Origin of the sequence: Streptococcus sp. VTCC 12905, assembly GCF_049893385.1 — a bacterium.
GTDB classification, from domain to species: Bacteria; Bacillota; Bacilli; order Lactobacillales; family Streptococcaceae; genus Streptococcus; species Streptococcus suis_AA.
On record NZ_JBMVJC010000037.1, the window covers coordinates 1 to 15,953 of the forward strand.

Here is a 15,953-nt window from a genome sequence, read left to right on the forward strand (position 1 = left end):
AATTTACAAGAAATAAACTGTAGATTAAAGATAAATTTGACGCTCTAGATGCTCTACTGGTGTTTTTAGAGGTTCCCATATGCCAGTCGTTAAGGGTATATATACCGAGATATTGTTGGCTTATCTATGCTATAATTTATTTTATTTCTGTAAATATTAATTATATTTTTGAGACTTTGATATTTATACTATATTTTTATTGTATTTTTAGATTTATATTTAAGAATGATAGGCCGACATCATTTTTCTATTCTTCTTATATTGTTTTAAGTTACGATACAATTCATAGATTTTTTCAAAGCATTCTAAATAGGTTGCTAAATTTTGATGAGATTTACACTTATTTTTTTGACAGATTTATTATGATAAGATTTATAGAATATACTATTCCATTGGTTTTGCTGATTTTGTTATTTAATTTAATCAATTTAGATTTTGAAATAGTTAAGATGAAAGCATTTAAAAATTATGTTTATGTTGGGAATTTTATATTTTCTTTTATGCTTTTGTCTATTACAATATGGACGCTTATATTACAATCTAATTTATCAGTTATCAAGATATTTGGACCTACAGTTGCATTAGCCCATTTTGTTCTATTTCTTTTTTTAGCCCAATATATGAAATCACAGCAACGAATTTACGAAGCAAATTTAGAAGTAATTCGCCGTGAAGAAGAGAATAGAAATCTTAATAAATTTGTTGATAAATTAGGTGATTTATATGAAGATTTACGAGGGATTCGCCATGATTTCGCTAGCATTATATCAAGTTTAGAGCCTGCGATTCAGGAAAAAAATATTGATGAAGTAAGCATTATCTATAAAGAAGTTCTCATTAAGATGAATAGAAATCTACAAAAGAACGAATACTCAGCATTTAATTTGAAAAATATTGAAGACTTAGCTATTCGTAATATGCTGGCTCAATCAATTCTGGAAGCAGAACAATATGATATACAATTCAATTGTTACGTGTCTGGACATATATCTCAAGTCAATGTACCAATGTTAGAGATGATTCAAATATTATCTATTATGTTGACTAATTCAATTGAATCTGCTATTATTTCAAAAAAACCTTTAATTGAAGTGGCTTTATATAGAGATAAGAGCATTGTTACAATAGTTATTAAGAATAGTCGAAATCCCATCTCTTTAGATAAGAGAACTATCTGGGAGGTAGGGGTTTCAAGTAAAGGTGAGGGGAGGGGAATTGGGTTATATAACTTGAGAAGACTGGTAAATAGGCATGATAATTTGACTCTAGAAACACAAATAGATTATGATAGTTTTACTCACATCTTGAAAATAATGTAAGCTGGAGGTATGTTATGAATATTATTGTTCTGGATGACAATATTCATCATCAGTTGCGACTAGAATCTGCTCTTTATGATGTAGCTCGGTCTTTACATATTCATATCAATATTGAATGTGCTAGAACAATACAGGCATTAAGAGAGTATATGAATCAAGAAGAAGTAAATCAGATATATTTTCTAGATTTAGAAATTGGCAACCAAAAAAATTTAGGTTTTGAGATTGCTAAAGAAATAAGAAATAATAATCCTTATGCAGTTATTATATTTGTGACTTCATATTCCGACTTGATGCCCCTAGTATTTCAATATCATCTTTCGGCATTAGATTTTATTATTAAAGATCTTAAAGAAACAGAATTTCGTAATCGGTTAAAGCAGTGTTTGGAACAAGTAATAATTTCATTTAAGAAAAAATCTGATGGGGAATTGTTAAGATATAGTTACCAGAACAGAACTGGTATCTGCATACCTTTTTCCGATATACTTTTTATTCAAACCTCAGTTAAACCGCATCGATTAATTATTTATACAGTAGATTTTATTAAAGAATTTTATGGTACTTTGAATGATATTCTAGATTTAGATAGTAAGAATTATTTTGAAAAAGTAGATCGTTCAACAATAATAAATGTGGATAATGTTACTGAGTACAGTTCGAAAACAAGAGAAGTAAAATTTTTTGAAGGAACAACATGTCTTGTATCTAGATTGAGAATTAAGGATGTAAAAACTAGATTAAGAAATAAAGGAATAATATGAAGTATATATAATTGATAATTTAAACTCTTTCTTTTTTATGTAAGTTATTTAAGTTTTAGTACAAATTAAATTTTACTAAATTTGATATATCTTTAGTTATGAACGTACGATAGACGAATGAAGAAAATATTGTTTTAAGATAACGATTTTTCATAATAAAATAATAAAAATAATATTTCTTATCACGAAATTTTGTTATAAAATAAGTGAATAAAAGAGGATGAACCTATGTATATATGTGAATTTTGTGAAAATATTTTTGAATAAAATGCATGTATCTAGAAAGTAGTTACATGTATTTTATTCATGCGTAGGGACTAGTGAGAGTCAACGTAAGTGTTGACAAATAAGGAGTTATCACGTATAATAAGAGTAAATAAAGATTATAAATTACTTGTGGGCTAGTGGATATGGTCTGCACCCGCCTGTGGGCTCCGCACTCAGTTCAAACTGTTTGTTGAGAAAAAGAATAGCAGGACTGCCTACCCTTGAGGAATAGAGAGGGCATATCTAGCGTGAGGTGAAACTCAATACGTGGAAGAGAAGGAAGCTCCTGCTTCCTTCTCTTTTTTAGGAGAAAAATAGAATGACATATACTTTGGAATGGCTCGAGACCTTTGATGGAGAAATTGATATTCTCAATGTCGATATGTCCTGTCTAGCCAATACTATTGAGAAATATGTTTCTCAGTATAAATACGTTTATCAGACAAATATGGAGGACTATCCTGAAATTATTCTTTCTGTCCCAAATTCCTCTATTCCTCATCTATTAGGATTATCAAGAGGTCATCATGTTAATTTGCCAACTAATAATGCAGGGAGTATTTTTGAAGGATTAAAGGATGATTGGACATTGGAGCGTCTAAATAAGGCGGATAATGGATGGTTTAACGAAAATAAATTCAAAATTGTTGGGACATTATTGCTTTATCAAATGTTACATGTGATGGAATGTAAATTCTATACAACGGATGGTATTTTGAATAGAAAAGTTGGCACTCGATTTAGAAGAGATAATATTTATTTTGTGGTCTTCAAATTAAGTAATGGTATTAGCTATACAGTTGAATTATCGCGTGAACAAGGGAACCAATACTTTCCAAGAAGTCTTAAAATCAACGACACCTTAATTACAAATTGTAGAGAATTAGAGTTGAAACTTGTTGACATGAAACGCTTTAAGACCGCTAAATCTAGAAAGGTTAATTGGCCGTCTTAATGTAAAAATTGATATGGTGATAATCAAGTCATCCACTTTTTGTGGGTGGCTTTTTTATTTGTCTTTTTTTGATGTGATACCAAAATCAAGTCATCTTTTTTATGATGAGGAGAGAGTGACAGATTGTTACTACTTATCAAAAGAAAAGAAGGACTTTTTATGACCAAACAATGTCATCATCACTTTTTAGTCAATCAGGAAAAAGCAGAAAAACACGTCTTCCGTAAAAGTAAGAAGTACCGTACGCTTTGTTCGGTAGCACTTGGAACAATGGTGACGGCTGTTGTCGCTTGGAGTGGCCAAGTAGCACAAGCTGACGAAGTGGTAACACCTTCGCTAGATAAAACCGTTCAGTTGACAGAAAATCCTGCGACAAATTTACCAGAAGCTCAGCCAACTCCAGTTGCTGAACAAACTGATAGTCTTGCCTCAACTGGTCAATCAGATGGGGCTATCACGGTTACGGTTCCTCATGATGTTGTGACACAGGCTGTCAATCAAGCAACTGCTGAAGGGGTTACGACCATCCAGGATAAGCCTATGGATTTGGGAAACACCACCTCTGCGAGTGATACCAGTAAGCAATTGGCTAAGGCAGAAGCAGACGCTACGAAACAAGCTGAGAACATCACTCAGGTGACCAATACCTATAAAGCGGATAAAGCTGCTTATGAACAAGATAAAACTCGTGTTGAACAAGGGAATGCCGCATTAGAGGCTAGCTATAAAGAAGCCACTCAAGCAGGAAACGCCTTGAATAGTTCAGTAGCTACAACGGTTTCAGAAGTGAAGACTCAGGCCAAGTCTGCGAATGTGACTATTACCACTCAAACCGTAACATCAGGAGATGGCTCAACTGTTTCAGGCTATCAGGATTATACCTCTGCGGTAGCTGCTATTGATAAGCAAAATAAGGACAATCTATCTGAGTATGAATCGAAGAAAAAAGCCGCAGACGCCATTGTCGCAAAGAACCTTCAGATTCAAAAGGAAAATGAAGCGGGTCTTGCTAAAGCAAAGGCTGATAATGAAGCAATTGATAAACGCAATCAAGCCGGACAAAAAGCAGTGGATGATGAAAACAAGGCAGGTCAAGCTGCTGTTGATACCTATCGGCTCTATGATTCCAGAAACGATCGCCAGCAACTCAAGCAGACCAAAATCCATGCCCACCACTTGATTCAATCATTTTCTCCTGAAGACAAGCTGACACCAGAGGAAATCAATCGCATTGGCTACGAAACCATCAAGGAATTAACAGGAGGCAACTTTCGTTTCATCGTCACGACACACACAGACAAGGACCATATCCATAATCATATCCTAATAAATGCCATTGACCTCCATTCCGACAAGAAGCTTAAATGGGACTACGCCCAGGAGAGGAATCTTCGCCTGATTTCTGACCGCTTGGCCAAGGAAGCAGGAGCAAAGATTATTCCGCCCAATCGCTATTCGCATGATCGGTTTGAAACCTACCGCAAGACCAATCACAAGTTTGAACTCAAGCAGCGGCTCTATTTTCTCCTGGAAAACAGTAAGAGCTTTGAGGACTTTATGGCCGAGGCTCCTGCTCTAAACGTGGAGATAGATTTCTCTCGCAAGCACGCCAGATTTTTCATGACCGACCGAGACATGAGGCAGGTCATTCGTGGCAATCAGTTGGATAAGCGACAGCCTTACACGGAGGACTATTTCAGAGAGCGGTTTGCGACACGAGCTATTGAGCAGCGACTGGATTTTCTCTTGCCTAGAGCCCGTGACCTCTCTCATCTTTTGGAAATGGCAGAGCAGTTAAATCTAACAATCTCTCCTAAGAAAAAACATGTGACTTTTACTTTGACTGAGGACGGTCGAACCATTTCTATCAAGAATAAAAAGGTCAGCATCAAACACCTCTACGATGTTCAGTTCTTGGAGGATTATTTTGATAAAAGAGGCATCACACCAGAACATGACTTGGTTAACCTGGTCTCAGACTTTGAAGCCTACCAAGAAGAGCAGAACCAGAATAAGCTCCCAATTGAGGAACTCTTAGCGGCCTATAAGGATTTCAAAGAAAAACGAGACCAGGTCCAGGTGTTTGAAGTTGCATTAGCGGAGCACCAGATTGACAAGTTGGTCAAGGACGGTCTCTTTGTCGGAATCAATTATGGTATCAAAAAAGACGGCTTGGTCTTTATACCAAACCGCAACTTGGATATTCATGATAATGAACAAGGCAAGTTCTACCATGTCTTTATCCGAGAGACCGCTCAGTTTTTTATCTACAATAAAGAGAACTCTGACCTCAACCGCTACATGCGAGGACGGGAGTTAATCCGCCAGCTCACTCACGACAGCAAGCATATCCCTAAACGCAGACGACCGACCAGGACCAGCCTTAAAGAGAAAATTGCAGAGATCAATCTTTTTATCGAGCTAGACCTCAACAACCAGGCCTACCAAGAAGTCAAAGACGAACTCATCAACGAAATTGCCCAGCTGGATTTGAACATTACGGATTTGCAGGATAAGGTTGCTTATCTCAATAAGGTGGCGGAAGTATTGATCAACCTTAACAATTCTGATTCAGAAAATCGAAGACTGGCACGATACGACTACGCCAAGATGAATTTGACTGTGGCAATTATACTTGAACAGGTGGAAGAAGAAATAGAAAAAAATCAAAAATCTATGACGAAATGGATAGATGATTACGAATATAAGGTTAGGAAACTTGAGGTTCTGCTTCAGACACTTAATCACTCTCTGGATTCTTCAAACCATAGAGACCGTCCAAGTAAAAATGAATTTGATCTCGAATAAAAGTTAATGATTTGTTTTCAGTTGTATCTATGACACCAAAGACTCGATAATGATTGCGATAAAGCTCCTCATAATCAATGTTACTGCCAATAAGGATAATGTTTGCCAGTTGAGAATGTCTTCTTATGTCTTCCAAAAAGAAGGTCACCTGCTCTGATGTCAAAAAGTTTGATTTTATGATAAAATAGGTGGTAGGAATATAGGATTTGTAAGGATAATAAGAGAAAGAAAGTTTGATTTTTGAATGAAGTTGACTGATGAACAAGTAATGTTGAATGACTAATGATACAAAAATACTTAGTAGGGAATGGGGAAAAATTTTGATCATACTTATCCTTTCTTTGTAGTGGTTTTGGAACTTGATTATATCATCTGTTGATGATTCAGTTAGCTTTATTTCTTGAATGTACTTCTAACTTTCCTAAATGGTAAAATCTTACCATTCAAGACGTTTGGATAACCATTTAGGATTTGACAAGAATATGATGTTGCTCTTATGGTATAGTGTTCATAGGAGGATATGCCTATGAACTTTATGATTATCAAAGTCAAGGATGAAACAAAGAAAGTACTGCTGTCAGATATTCTATATATCATATCGCATCCATCTAAACCACATTATATTCAAATTGTGACTGAGAAAGAGATTTATGATTGCTTACAAAAGCTACAAAGTATAGAGGAATTGTATCCGGAATGTTTTATTAGATGCCATCGGTCTAGTCTAGTTAACCGTTCAAAAATTAAGGTTATCAATTCTCGAGAAAAACGTATTTTTCTTGGAGAAAAAGGAGAACATTGCCTTACTTTTTCAAGACGTCGTTATCAGGACATACTGCATCAGTGGATTAACAAAGGAGGGATGTAGCATGAATATCTTTGTAATGGAAGATGATTTTATGCAACAAGCGAGAATTGAGAAGATTATTACTAAGCTGTTAGAAAAGCACAACATCGTTCCGAAAAAATTTGAAATTTCAGGAAAACCTCATCAGCTACTTCAAGCAATAGAAGAAAAAGGAGTACATCAGCTCTTCTTTTTAGATATTGAGATTAAGGAAGACGAACTAAAAGGACTTCAAGTCGCTAAACAAATTAGAGAGATTGACCCTTATGCTAGTATTGTTTTTGTGACAACACACTCCGAGTTTATGCCCTTATCTTTCAGGTACCAGGTATCTGCCTTGGACTATATTGACAAAGAGCTTGGAGTTACCGAATTTGAATCGCGAATAGAAGCAGCTTTACTTCATACTCACAATAAGGACAATAGCGCCGTATCGGATGATTCATTCTATTTTAAGTCTAAATATGCTCAAGTACAATACCCATTCAATGAAGTGTACTACATCGAGACTTCTCCCCGCCCTCATCGTGTTATTCTTTATACCAAGACAGACCGAATGGAGTTTACAGCAAGTTTGTCAGACATTTTGAAACAAGATAAACGACTTGTACAATGTCATCGTTCGTTTGCAATCAATCCGAGGAATGTTGTTAAAGTGGATAGAAATGAAAAACAGATCTACTTTCCTAATGGAGCCACCTGTTTTATTTCAAGGCAAAAGCTAGAATCAACTTTAGCTGTTATTGATAGACTGCATAGATAAAGGAGAAAGGATGTCTGTTTTAAACTATATTATTGAAGCCATTGTTTCATTGGGTTCACTCATTGTTCTCTTTTTTAGTGTTAACCGCTTAAAGTATTCTATCCGTTCAATCCTCTTGGTCATTCTGCTCAGAGTATCCGTTGCAGCCCTTTTCGCGACTTTAAGTCAGTTATTTTCAAGTCAATTCTTCTCTTATTTTGACACCCCTTTGTATGGTTTACTGTTGGCTATTGTGTTTTTGAGACCACTGTCTAAAACCTTATTGATTTTCTGTGGTTTATTTCCTTTTATTCTGGAAAATCTTTTTTATCGTATGGTCCTTTATTTTATTTTCCCCTTATTTGGTCAGACCCCAGGTATCATAGAAGACACTCCAACTTTTGTTTTCGTTAATCTCCTGTCTACATTGTCTGTTCTATTTTTCTTAGGTTGGTTAAGATATGATTTTGTCAAGTTAAGAACGGACAATCTTGCAGCTGAAGATAAACGGATCCTCTATATGACTAATTGGGTAATGCTTGCATACTATCTTTTAATGCAAACATTGACTTATTTAGAGTATGACATCGGATTGCCGACAATGGCTTATCGTCAATTTATTCTAGTGACTTATCTTGTTATCTTCATGGGAATTATCAAACAACTGGATTTACATTTGCGAGAAAAAATACAAGAGCAGTTTGATTTTCAACAAGCCCTGCAACTAAAAAACTTGGAGGACTATAGTAACCAAATTGAGGAGCTTTATCGAGAGGTTAGGGGCTTCCGGCATGATTATTCAAATTTATTAACAACCTTACGATTGGGAATTGAAGAAAATGACATGGTGCAGATAAAGGATGTTTACCAATCTGTGTTAAAGGATTCGCATAAACAGTTGCGAGCTAGTAAATATGATATTGGGCGTTTGGTCAATATTGATAATTCTGCCTTAAAAAGTTTATTGGCATCCAAATTTTTACAGGCTAATGATAATCATGTAGCCGTTAGCTTGGAGGTGCCAGAAGCGATTAAACCGCAAGGAATGGAGTTAGTGGACTTTATCACGATTGTTTCGATTCTATGTGATAATGCCATAGATGCTACCAAAGGAACCTTTGGAAAGATTACCATTGCTTTCTTATCTGTAGATAATAAGCAAATGTTTATTATTGAAAATAACACCAAGGAAGAAAAAGTTGACCTTTCAGAGCTTTATGCCTTTGGTCATAGTTCTAAAGGCGAGGGCAGAGGTATTGGTCTATATAATGTCATGAAAATTCTAGAGCGTTACCCACACGTATCACTTAACACGACTAGTGCATCTTATCTGTTTGGCCAATCTCTAGAAATTGACTTGTCATCGAAATAAAAAAGTTGGACCATGGGAGTGGGAAAGAACTCGACTAGTAAAAAAAGAGTTCGTCTTCCCGCCCCCGCACAGTTGATTAGGTCAGATTTGGAGTGTAAAACACGAACAAGTCTGCCAATCAACCACCGCGCTGAGATGTTGACACGAACCTCGAGAAGCGAAGTTGGGCTTTTGCCCAGCCTCTCGGTACAGATTTTTTGATGTTAGCCCAGTTTATGTTTATTATTGCTGTCTATGGCTTGCTTTGACTTAGGAAAATATTTCATCCAATCACTCCACCAATCTCCACCAGAGATGCGGTGGAGTTCTGACGAGGTTAGTTCTGAGAAATGCGTGAGTGATTTTGTTTGCTTGGTCATAGTAGGACCTCCTTTATTTAATCTTTAATTTATTGTACACAAAATATAGCAATTTTTGACATTCAAATCCTGAACAGTCATTTAACTTTCCTAAATGGTTAATTGTTGTTAGATAATAGCTTGTCTTTATAATAATCAAAATAAGTTTTTTTAGCAATGATACTTGTGACTCGGCCCTGGAGACCGTATTGGATGATGTCACCATGTTTGTCGGATAATTGAGCTAAGGCAGTAACTTTGAAAAGATTCCCCTCTTCAGTTTTAGTAGCAGTTTTATCGATAGACTTAATTTTTCCAATAACAGTGATGCTTTGGTTGCCAACTTTTTCTAAGCTCAGGCGTACGTCTTGTTTTTCTTTGAGTAAGGCGACATGCTCTGAAGTCACGTAGTAAGTGATGAGGAATTCTTTGGTTTGATTGATATCGGGGTAAATCTGAGCGATTTCACTACCGCTTGGAATCAAAGACTTTCCTTCAAACTCACTATTGAGATGGATTACCCCTGTTTCAGGAGCTGTAATGGTATTGTTTTCTAGTCGGACGGATGCTTGCTCTAACTGTGCTGCTAGCTCTGTGATTTGCGTTTCAAGGGTGGTCAGCTGCTGAGAGGCCGATTGTAAAAACTGTGTTCTTAGGACCTCAACCTTTGTTACAAAGCTGTTATCATAGGTTGCAACAGAGCCAGTTCCAGCTCGTTGGATGTTCAGACTAGCTATGGATGATTCTAGCCCTGAGATACTTTGGTTGATTTGAGAAAGGTATTGATCAGTTAATCCTGTCTGGGAGTCTTGTTGGGATTGGGCTAAGAAATTGTTTAAGGTGGCTTGGTGTGGATTGTCAGCTGATAAACTGGTCTGTCTATTGGTTATGGCTTGACGAAGCTCCTCGTATTCTGCTATTTGGTGATAGATTTGATTGATTTGCGTGTCAATCGCAGCAATGGTATTACCTGCTAGGGCGGCCTGGTTACTCACCTCTGCATTGGTTTTGGAAATTCCTAGTTCGATGTCCTGTGACTGGGTGATAAAGTTGTTAAAAGTATTGATATAGCCAAATTCGTCCTCCCCTGTAAAGAGGTTCGTTCCCTGTGACAGGCTTTCTTTGAGGGTTTCAAGTCCAGTTTTCTGTCTATTTAGAGTGGCTAGCTGGGTTTCAAGGGCTTGTTTTTGGGAACTCTCCATAGTTTCAGCGTATTGGATGATGAGCTCATTCTTTTTAACCAGCTTGTTATTGGCTAGATTATTGGTTGTGATAGGGTTATTGCTGGTGGATTGGATGGAAGCGATGATTGTCGTCGGAGTAATTTCACCTCTTGATGTGACGGTAACCTCCTTTTGGGCAAAAAGGGAGAAGGTTAGAAGAAAGCCGACTAATAATATCAAGGGGACAATTAAGTGTGTCGCAAAATTATGGTAGCGCCGCTGGTAAAATTCAGCACTTTTGAACAAATTAGGGTTCATGCTTAGTCTCCTTACTTGCTAAATAGATGATGGTAGAAACCTTGTTTGGTCATCAATTCGTGATGTGAACCAGTCTCAATGACCTTCCCTTGGTCAAGAACGATAACTTGGTTGGTTCGCTCAGAAATACTGAGGCGGTGTGCGACAAAGATAATGGTCTTGTCTGCCATGGCCATTAAATTATCAATGACCTTTTTCTCCGTTAGCACATCAAGGCCGCTAGTGGCTTCATCAAGAATAAGAACAGGGGCTTTAGTCAGTAGAGCCCTAGCCAAAGCAATCCGTTGCTTTTGACCACCCGATAAGCCAGCTCCTTCAGACAATTCTGTTTGATAGCCCATAGGCATCTGCTCGATATCTTGTCGAATTTCAGCGATCTCACAAGCTCTGATAATATCTTCCTGACTAATCAGTTGATTAGCCCCTAAAGTCAAGTTTTCTAAGATTGAACCACTGAAGATATAAGCTTGTTGTGGGAGGTAGTTAATGTGTTGCCGAAGCGTCTTTTTATCAATTAGTTTAAGGTCATTGTTGTTGATGGTGATTCGACCCTTGTAAGGCTCAAAGAAATTGACAATCATCTTGGCCAAGGTTGTCTTTCCTGAGCCGCTAATTCCCACTAGACTGACCTTATCGCCTTGTTTGATGGTCAGATTGATATCCGATAGGGTGTCACGTCCGAAACCGTACTTATAGGAAAGGTCTTTAAAGCGAATATCGCCAGTCAGGAACTGTGAATCTGTTAAGGTCTGACTGTTACTGAATTCAGATTCAACCAGGTAGACTTCATTCAGGCGATTGTTAGCCACCTTGGCAGACTGGAGCTTGGTTTGGAGGTTTATAATATTTTCTAAAGGATTGGTAAAATAAGATAGAAGGGTGTTGAAGGTGATCAGTTGTCCAACTGAAATGTGTCCGTTCATGACTAGTTGAGCCCCAAACCACAAGATGACGATATTTAGAATGAGCTGAGCTCCCTGTTTAAGGGTAGTTTGCAGGATAGAGTATTTACTGAGTTTGAAGGATTTGTCCAGGTAATCTACGAACTCGCTATCAATCTTCTGGTAGCGGCTTTCTTCGCTGGTCAAGGATTTGATGGTTTCAATGCCGTTGATGTCTTCGATAATGGCAGAGCTGACCATGGAATTGCTCTGCATAACATCGTTATTCATCTTCTCAAACGGCTTCATAAAAGCAAAAATAATGATGATGTAAATGGGAACTGAAATTAAGGAGAGCAGGAAGAGGTTGGTGTTTTGTACCAAAAGCACACCACCGACGATGGTCAAAATAGAGACATCAAGGAAGAGTGACAAAATGGTCGATGCCAGGGCATCAATGATTGAATTGGCATCTGTAAAGCGAGAGATAACCTCACCAGTCCGCCGCGTCGCAAAGAAGGACATGGGCAGTTCAAAGATATGACGGATATAGGAAAGAATCACATCAATACTTAGCCGCTGGCTGAGCACAGTCAAAAGGTAATCTCGTGAGAAACTCATCATCTGCTGGAGGATGTAGGTGATAATCAAGCCGATGGAGATAATCCCCAAGGTTGACTTCATTTGATTAGGAATGTATTCATCCAAAATCCCTTGCAGGTAGTAAGAACCACCAATATTGATAAGCGTCACCAAAAGGCTAGCCAAGACGATATAAAAGATAAGCGCACGTTGCCTGAAAATCAGAGGGAGAAAACTCATCAGGCCGTTCTTTTTATCCTTATGAGGTTTGTAGCTAGGCTCTGGAGCTAGAAAAATGGCTACACCAGTCCATTCAGAAGAAAATCGCTCCTTGGACATCTTTGTCACCTTGACTGTAGGGTCAGGATCACCAATGATAAGATGATCTTTTTTGGTTTGATACACTACATAGTAGTGTTGGAGCTTTCCTTCTTTATTGACGTGAACGATGAAAGGGTAAGGGACATCATTCATATCAAAAAGGCTCATATCAGCTTGGATGGCTCTTGTCTCAAAGCCTATTTCTTGGGCAGCTTTAACGATACCAAGTGCGGTTGTTCCTTCCTTGTTAGTTTTGGCTAATTCTCTCAAATGAGCTAGAGAATAGTCAGAACCGTAAAACTTGGCAATAGAAGCTAAAGCAGCTACACCACAGTCTCTGGCATCAATTTGAGGAACAAAGGTTCGTTTATAAGAGGTCATTTGTCAAATCCTTTCTTGTTAGTGACAAGACTATTATGACAAAAATTTAAAGAAAAAAACGTCTCAATCTTAAATGGTCATCGAAACGTCCTGAATGGCAAAGCACAGAAAAATCTTGGAGTTAAAAAGAACTCCTGAATGGTTCTATTATCGTCTTAAACGGTAAAATTTTACTGTTTAGGACGTTTCGATGACTGTTCAGGAAATGGGAGAAATATTTTTTGAGGAAATGCTATACTAGACTTGTCAAGGTTGCAACTGGAAAAATAAAAATATTATAGGGCACCTCTAAAAACTCCTCAAAAAACCTATAAAATGAGATAATAGAAATACAAGTATAAAACTCGATAAACGAGGTTAAACACGATGCATTTATTTACTGATGATGAAAAAATCTTGTCAAAACTCACTGAAAAAGGTAATCCATTGGAACGTCTAGACGCTGTCATGGATTGGCAACTCTTTCTCCCCTTGTTATCAGAATTGTTTTCTCGCATGAATAAAGTTATTGGTCGTGGAGGTCGTCCTCACCTTGATTACCTCATGATGTTCAAAGTCCTTTTACTTCAACGGTTACATAACTTGTCTGACGATGCTATGGAATATCAATTGCTTGATCGCTTATCCTTTCGTCGTTTCGTTGGTTGCCACGAAGATAATGTCCCAGATTCAAAAACTATCTGGCTTTATCGAGATCGCTTGACTCAATCAGGTCGCGAAAAGGAATTATTCGACTTGTTCTATACTCAACTCTCGGACGAAGGTTTGATTGCCTACACAGGTCAAATAGTTGATGCTTCATTTGTGGAATGTCCTAAGCAACGCAATTCCCGTGAGGAAAATGAGAAAATCAAAGCGCATGAAACTGTAGAAGGTTGGAACAAAGCCAAACGATGCCAAAAAGATATCGATGGGAGCTGGACTCAAAAAGGGGGTGTTCGTTACTTTGGCTATAAAAATCACGTCTGTGTTGATAGAAAATCAAAGCTAATCAAAGATTATGGCGTCACAACAGCTAGTATACATGACTCCAATGTTCTAGCTTCTCTTTGTGATGCCAACGAACCTGTATTTGATGATAGTGCCTATGTGGGGAAAAGTGTTCCTGACAACTGCCAACACCATACCGTCCGTCGTGCTTTCCGAAATAAACCATTGACCGATACAGACAAGAACATTAACCGTCATATTGCCAAAGTCCGTTGTCGAGTTGAGCATGTTTTTGGTTTTATTGAAAATAGCATGAAGGGAAGTACCTTTAGAGGGATTGGAATAGATAGGGCAAAGACAAATGTGACCTTAACCAACCTCCTCTATAACATCTTTCGATTTGAACAGATTAAACGACTAGGGTTGAAATCATGGGCTTAGTGCGCCCAAAATTTGGGAAATAGCCTTGAGTAAGACTCACAAACAAAAATTTACAAGAAATAAACTGTAGATTAAAGATAAATTTGACGCTCTAGATGCTCTACTGGTGTTTTTAGAGGTTCCCTATATAAGGAGGTATTCGTTATGAATACAAAATCAATGGAACAATTTAAACAAATGGACGTGGAAATGCTTGCGAGTGTTGATGGTGGAAAAAATAATTGGCAAAATAATGTGTTAGAAGGTGTTGGTGCGGCTACTGCTGGGTGGGGGCTAGGGACTACTATCTGTACTGTTACTGGTGTAGGGGCACCGCTAGCACCAGCCTGTGGCTATATAGGAGCTAAATTTGGTGTGGCTCTATGGGCAGGTGTAACTGGTGCAACTGGTGGATTTTAAAGGAGAATGAAGTTATGTCAAATTATAAAATACTTGATGAAGGTATCCTTCAAAAAATCGAAGGTGGGAACCCTGCAGGCGCTGCCGTAGTTGCAGGAATGGGATGTGCAGCAACTGGGATTAAATATGGTTCCAAATTGGGAGTTTGGGGCGCTGCTATCGGAGGTGTCGGAGGTGCAGTAGTATGCGGCTATTTAGCCTATACTGCTGTTGGATAACCATGAAGTTACTATTTTTTATTACAGTCATTTTTGTACAATTGTACAGTGTATATACAGATTGGAAAAGTAAACACCTAATAGAAAAATCGATAGACTTGTCAGTTATCAACGTGTTTATCATTTTATTTCTTATTTATAAAAAGTTAGTATTTATCTGGATAGTATATTTACTTATTGTTATTAATTTCTTTTTAAGAATAAATGAAAAAAGGAATTGATATCCTAGCTTTATAGCAAATAACTGGTAGCGGTAGTCTAATCAATGTCATCAAGGGGAATGGGTTAATTTTGATCTCCAACCAGTCCCAGTCTAGCCGCTGAGTGTTATCCTATAACAATTCTCAAAAAGGAATATAGATTGTATCGGATGACAAATTCATTGTATATGGACTTTCTTTAGGGCACCTCTAACAACTTCTCCCTTAAGAGAATTTAGTTAAAAAATGATGTTGCTCTAGGGGTTCCTTCATATTTGGGTGATTACTCAGCTTTACCCCTTTTTTGGACGCACTACGCCTTAGAGTTTAAAGATAGCCGTTTAATTTGTTCAAAACGGCAGATGTTATATAGCAAATTAGTTAAGGTCACATTTGTTCTAGCTCCTGCTAACCCAATGCCTTTAAAATTACTTCCTTTCAAGTTATTTTCAATAGAACCAAAAACATATTCAATACGATAACGAACCTTTGCCATATGTTTATTAATGTTTCTCTCTGTCAATGGCTTATTACGAAAGGCGTGACGAATCGTATGGTGAGATCATCCTTCAGGTACGCTCTTGCCTAGATAATAAGTTACGAAATAAGGATGTCTAAAATGATCTAAAATGGCTCTTTGTCAACTGTAGTGGGTAGATGAAAAGCTAACACCTAGAGAGGACGAACTTCGCTCTCTCTTTCTTTAT

General features: G+C 37.4%; 14 protein-coding genes and 1 pseudogene. 10 read left to right on the forward strand and 5 right to left on the reverse strand.

Features of this window, described 5'->3' with window-relative positions; all coding sequences use genetic code 11:
- The first annotated feature begins 449 nt into the window (after positions 1-449).
- The 4 genes from ACPC58_RS10320 to ACPC58_RS10335 all read left to right on the forward strand — a co-directional run bounded on the left by ACPC58_RS10320 (position 450) and on the right by ACPC58_RS10335 (position 6,113).
- Positions 450-1,319, forward strand: coding sequence for a GHKL domain-containing protein (locus tag ACPC58_RS10320; RefSeq protein ID WP_238597147.1), 870 nt, complete (start codon positions 450-452; stop codon positions 1,317-1,319).
- Positions 1,320-1,333: 14 nt separating this feature from the next.
- Positions 1,334-2,083 (forward strand): LytTR family transcriptional regulator DNA-binding domain-containing protein, encoded by a 750-nt coding sequence (locus tag ACPC58_RS10325; protein WP_024381039.1) that lies wholly within the window; start codon positions 1,334-1,336, stop codon positions 2,081-2,083.
- A 586-nt stretch (positions 2,084-2,669) separates the two neighbouring features.
- Entirely contained in the window at positions 2,670-3,305 is a 636-nt protein-coding gene (locus ACPC58_RS10330) for a hypothetical protein (protein ID WP_289884276.1), read from the forward strand.
- Positions 3,306-3,464: 159 nt separating this feature from the next.
- Positions 3,465-6,113 carry an SAG1250 family conjugative relaxase gene (locus ACPC58_RS10335; protein ID WP_434065945.1) on the forward strand — a complete coding sequence of 883 codons (2,649 nt, stop codon included), beginning with the start codon at positions 3,465-3,467 and terminating at the stop codon, positions 6,111-6,113.
- On the opposite strand, the gene ACPC58_RS10340 is transcribed toward ACPC58_RS10335, so the two are convergent.
- A complete protein-coding gene (locus ACPC58_RS10340; RefSeq protein ID WP_434065946.1) occupies positions 6,046-6,441 on the reverse strand; it encodes a hypothetical protein in 396 nt (131 codons plus the stop codon). The two genes, ACPC58_RS10335 and ACPC58_RS10340, sit on opposite strands and share 68 nt — an antisense overlap.
- A 198-nt stretch (positions 6,442-6,639) precedes the next feature.
- Between ACPC58_RS10340 and ACPC58_RS10345 the strand changes: the two genes are divergently transcribed.
- From ACPC58_RS10345 to ACPC58_RS10355, 3 genes are read left to right on the forward strand one after another with little or no spacing between them, the layout of a single operon-like run.
- On the forward strand, positions 6,640-6,981 hold the full coding sequence (locus tag ACPC58_RS10345) for a LytR/AlgR family response regulator transcription factor (RefSeq protein WP_024404826.1): 342 nt from the start codon (positions 6,640-6,642) through the stop codon (positions 6,979-6,981).
- Position 6,982: 1 nt separating this feature from the next.
- A complete protein-coding gene (locus ACPC58_RS10350; RefSeq protein ID WP_096811959.1) occupies positions 6,983-7,723 on the forward strand; it encodes a response regulator transcription factor in 741 nt (246 codons plus the stop codon).
- Between the two features lie 10 nt (positions 7,724-7,733).
- Positions 7,734-9,074, forward strand: a complete 1,341-nt coding sequence (locus ACPC58_RS10355) for a sensor histidine kinase (RefSeq protein ID WP_434065947.1) — start codon at positions 7,734-7,736, stop codon at positions 9,072-9,074.
- Positions 9,075-9,277: 203 nt separating this feature from the next.
- Here the strand turns inward: ACPC58_RS10355 and ACPC58_RS10360 are convergent, their stop codons facing one another.
- The 3 genes from ACPC58_RS10360 to ACPC58_RS10370 form a co-directional block, all read right to left on the reverse strand.
- Positions 9,278-9,433, reverse strand: coding sequence for a ComC/BlpC family leader-containing pheromone/bacteriocin (locus ACPC58_RS10360; RefSeq protein WP_434065948.1), 156 nt, complete (start codon positions 9,431-9,433; stop codon positions 9,278-9,280).
- Between the two features lie 98 nt (positions 9,434-9,531).
- Complete coding sequence (locus tag ACPC58_RS10365) at positions 9,532-10,893, reverse strand: bacteriocin secretion accessory protein (RefSeq protein ID WP_434065949.1); 1,362 nt, start codon at positions 10,891-10,893, stop codon at positions 9,532-9,534.
- A gap of 11 nt (positions 10,894-10,904) precedes the next feature.
- Positions 10,905-13,058 carry a peptide cleavage/export ABC transporter gene (locus ACPC58_RS10370; protein WP_434065950.1) on the reverse strand — a complete coding sequence of 718 codons (2,154 nt, stop codon included), beginning with the start codon at positions 13,056-13,058 and terminating at the stop codon, positions 10,905-10,907.
- Positions 13,059-13,424: 366 nt separating this feature from the next.
- Here ACPC58_RS10370 and ACPC58_RS10375 point away from each other — a divergent pair, with 366 nt between their 5' ends.
- The 3 genes from ACPC58_RS10375 (at position 13,425) to ACPC58_RS10385 (ending at position 15,046) form a co-directional block, all read left to right on the forward strand.
- Positions 13,425-14,429 carry an IS5-like element ISSth7 family transposase gene (locus tag ACPC58_RS10375; RefSeq protein WP_434065951.1) on the forward strand — a complete coding sequence of 335 codons (1,005 nt, stop codon included), beginning with the start codon at positions 13,425-13,427 and terminating at the stop codon, positions 14,427-14,429.
- A 144-nt stretch (positions 14,430-14,573) separates the two neighbouring features.
- Positions 14,574-14,828: a Blp family class II bacteriocin gene (locus ACPC58_RS10380; protein WP_039671033.1), complete on the forward strand. Its 255-nt coding sequence runs from the start codon at positions 14,574-14,576 to the stop codon at positions 14,826-14,828.
- Positions 14,829-14,842: 14 nt separating this feature from the next.
- Positions 14,843-15,046, forward strand: coding sequence for a Blp family class II bacteriocin (locus ACPC58_RS10385; RefSeq protein WP_039671032.1), 204 nt, complete (start codon positions 14,843-14,845; stop codon positions 15,044-15,046).
- Between the two features lie 513 nt (positions 15,047-15,559).
- Here the strand turns inward: ACPC58_RS10385 and ACPC58_RS10390 are convergent.
- Positions 15,560-15,838: pseudogene (locus ACPC58_RS10390) on the reverse strand (IS5/IS1182 family transposase); the annotation flags it as partial.
- Positions 15,839-15,953 lie beyond the last annotated feature (115 nt).

What these genes read in the sequence shown, in the direction of transcription:
- ACPC58_RS10320 (WP_238597147.1), top strand. Translation starts at nt 450, where the DNA reads ATGAAAGCATTTAAAAATTATGTTTATGTTGGGAATTTTATATTTTCT.
- ACPC58_RS10325 (WP_024381039.1), top strand. Translation starts at nt 1,334, where the DNA reads ATGAATATTATTGTTCTGGATGACAATATTCATCATCAGTTGCGACTA.
- ACPC58_RS10330 (WP_289884276.1), top strand. Translation starts at nt 2,670, where the DNA reads ATGACATATACTTTGGAATGGCTCGAGACCTTTGATGGAGAAATTGAT.
- ACPC58_RS10335 (WP_434065945.1), top strand. Translation starts at nt 3,465, where the DNA reads ATGACCAAACAATGTCATCATCACTTTTTAGTCAATCAGGAAAAAGCA.
- ACPC58_RS10340 (WP_434065946.1), bottom strand. Translation starts at nt 6,441, where the DNA reads ATGATCAAAATTTTTCCCCATTCCCTACTAAGTATTTTTGTATCATTA.
- ACPC58_RS10345 (WP_024404826.1), top strand. Translation starts at nt 6,640, where the DNA reads ATGAACTTTATGATTATCAAAGTCAAGGATGAAACAAAGAAAGTACTG.
- ACPC58_RS10350 (WP_096811959.1), top strand. Translation starts at nt 6,983, where the DNA reads ATGAATATCTTTGTAATGGAAGATGATTTTATGCAACAAGCGAGAATT.
- ACPC58_RS10355 (WP_434065947.1), top strand. Translation starts at nt 7,734, where the DNA reads ATGTCTGTTTTAAACTATATTATTGAAGCCATTGTTTCATTGGGTTCA.
- ACPC58_RS10360 (WP_434065948.1), bottom strand. Translation starts at nt 9,433, where the DNA reads ATGACCAAGCAAACAAAATCACTCACGCATTTCTCAGAACTAACCTCG.
- ACPC58_RS10365 (WP_434065949.1), bottom strand. Translation starts at nt 10,893, where the DNA reads ATGAACCCTAATTTGTTCAAAAGTGCTGAATTTTACCAGCGGCGCTAC.
- ACPC58_RS10370 (WP_434065950.1), bottom strand. Translation starts at nt 13,058, where the DNA reads ATGACCTCTTATAAACGAACCTTTGTTCCTCAAATTGATGCCAGAGAC.
- ACPC58_RS10375 (WP_434065951.1), top strand. Translation starts at nt 13,425, where the DNA reads ATGCATTTATTTACTGATGATGAAAAAATCTTGTCAAAACTCACTGAA.
- ACPC58_RS10380 (WP_039671033.1), top strand. Translation starts at nt 14,574, where the DNA reads ATGAATACAAAATCAATGGAACAATTTAAACAAATGGACGTGGAAATG.
- ACPC58_RS10385 (WP_039671032.1), top strand. Translation starts at nt 14,843, where the DNA reads ATGTCAAATTATAAAATACTTGATGAAGGTATCCTTCAAAAAATCGAA.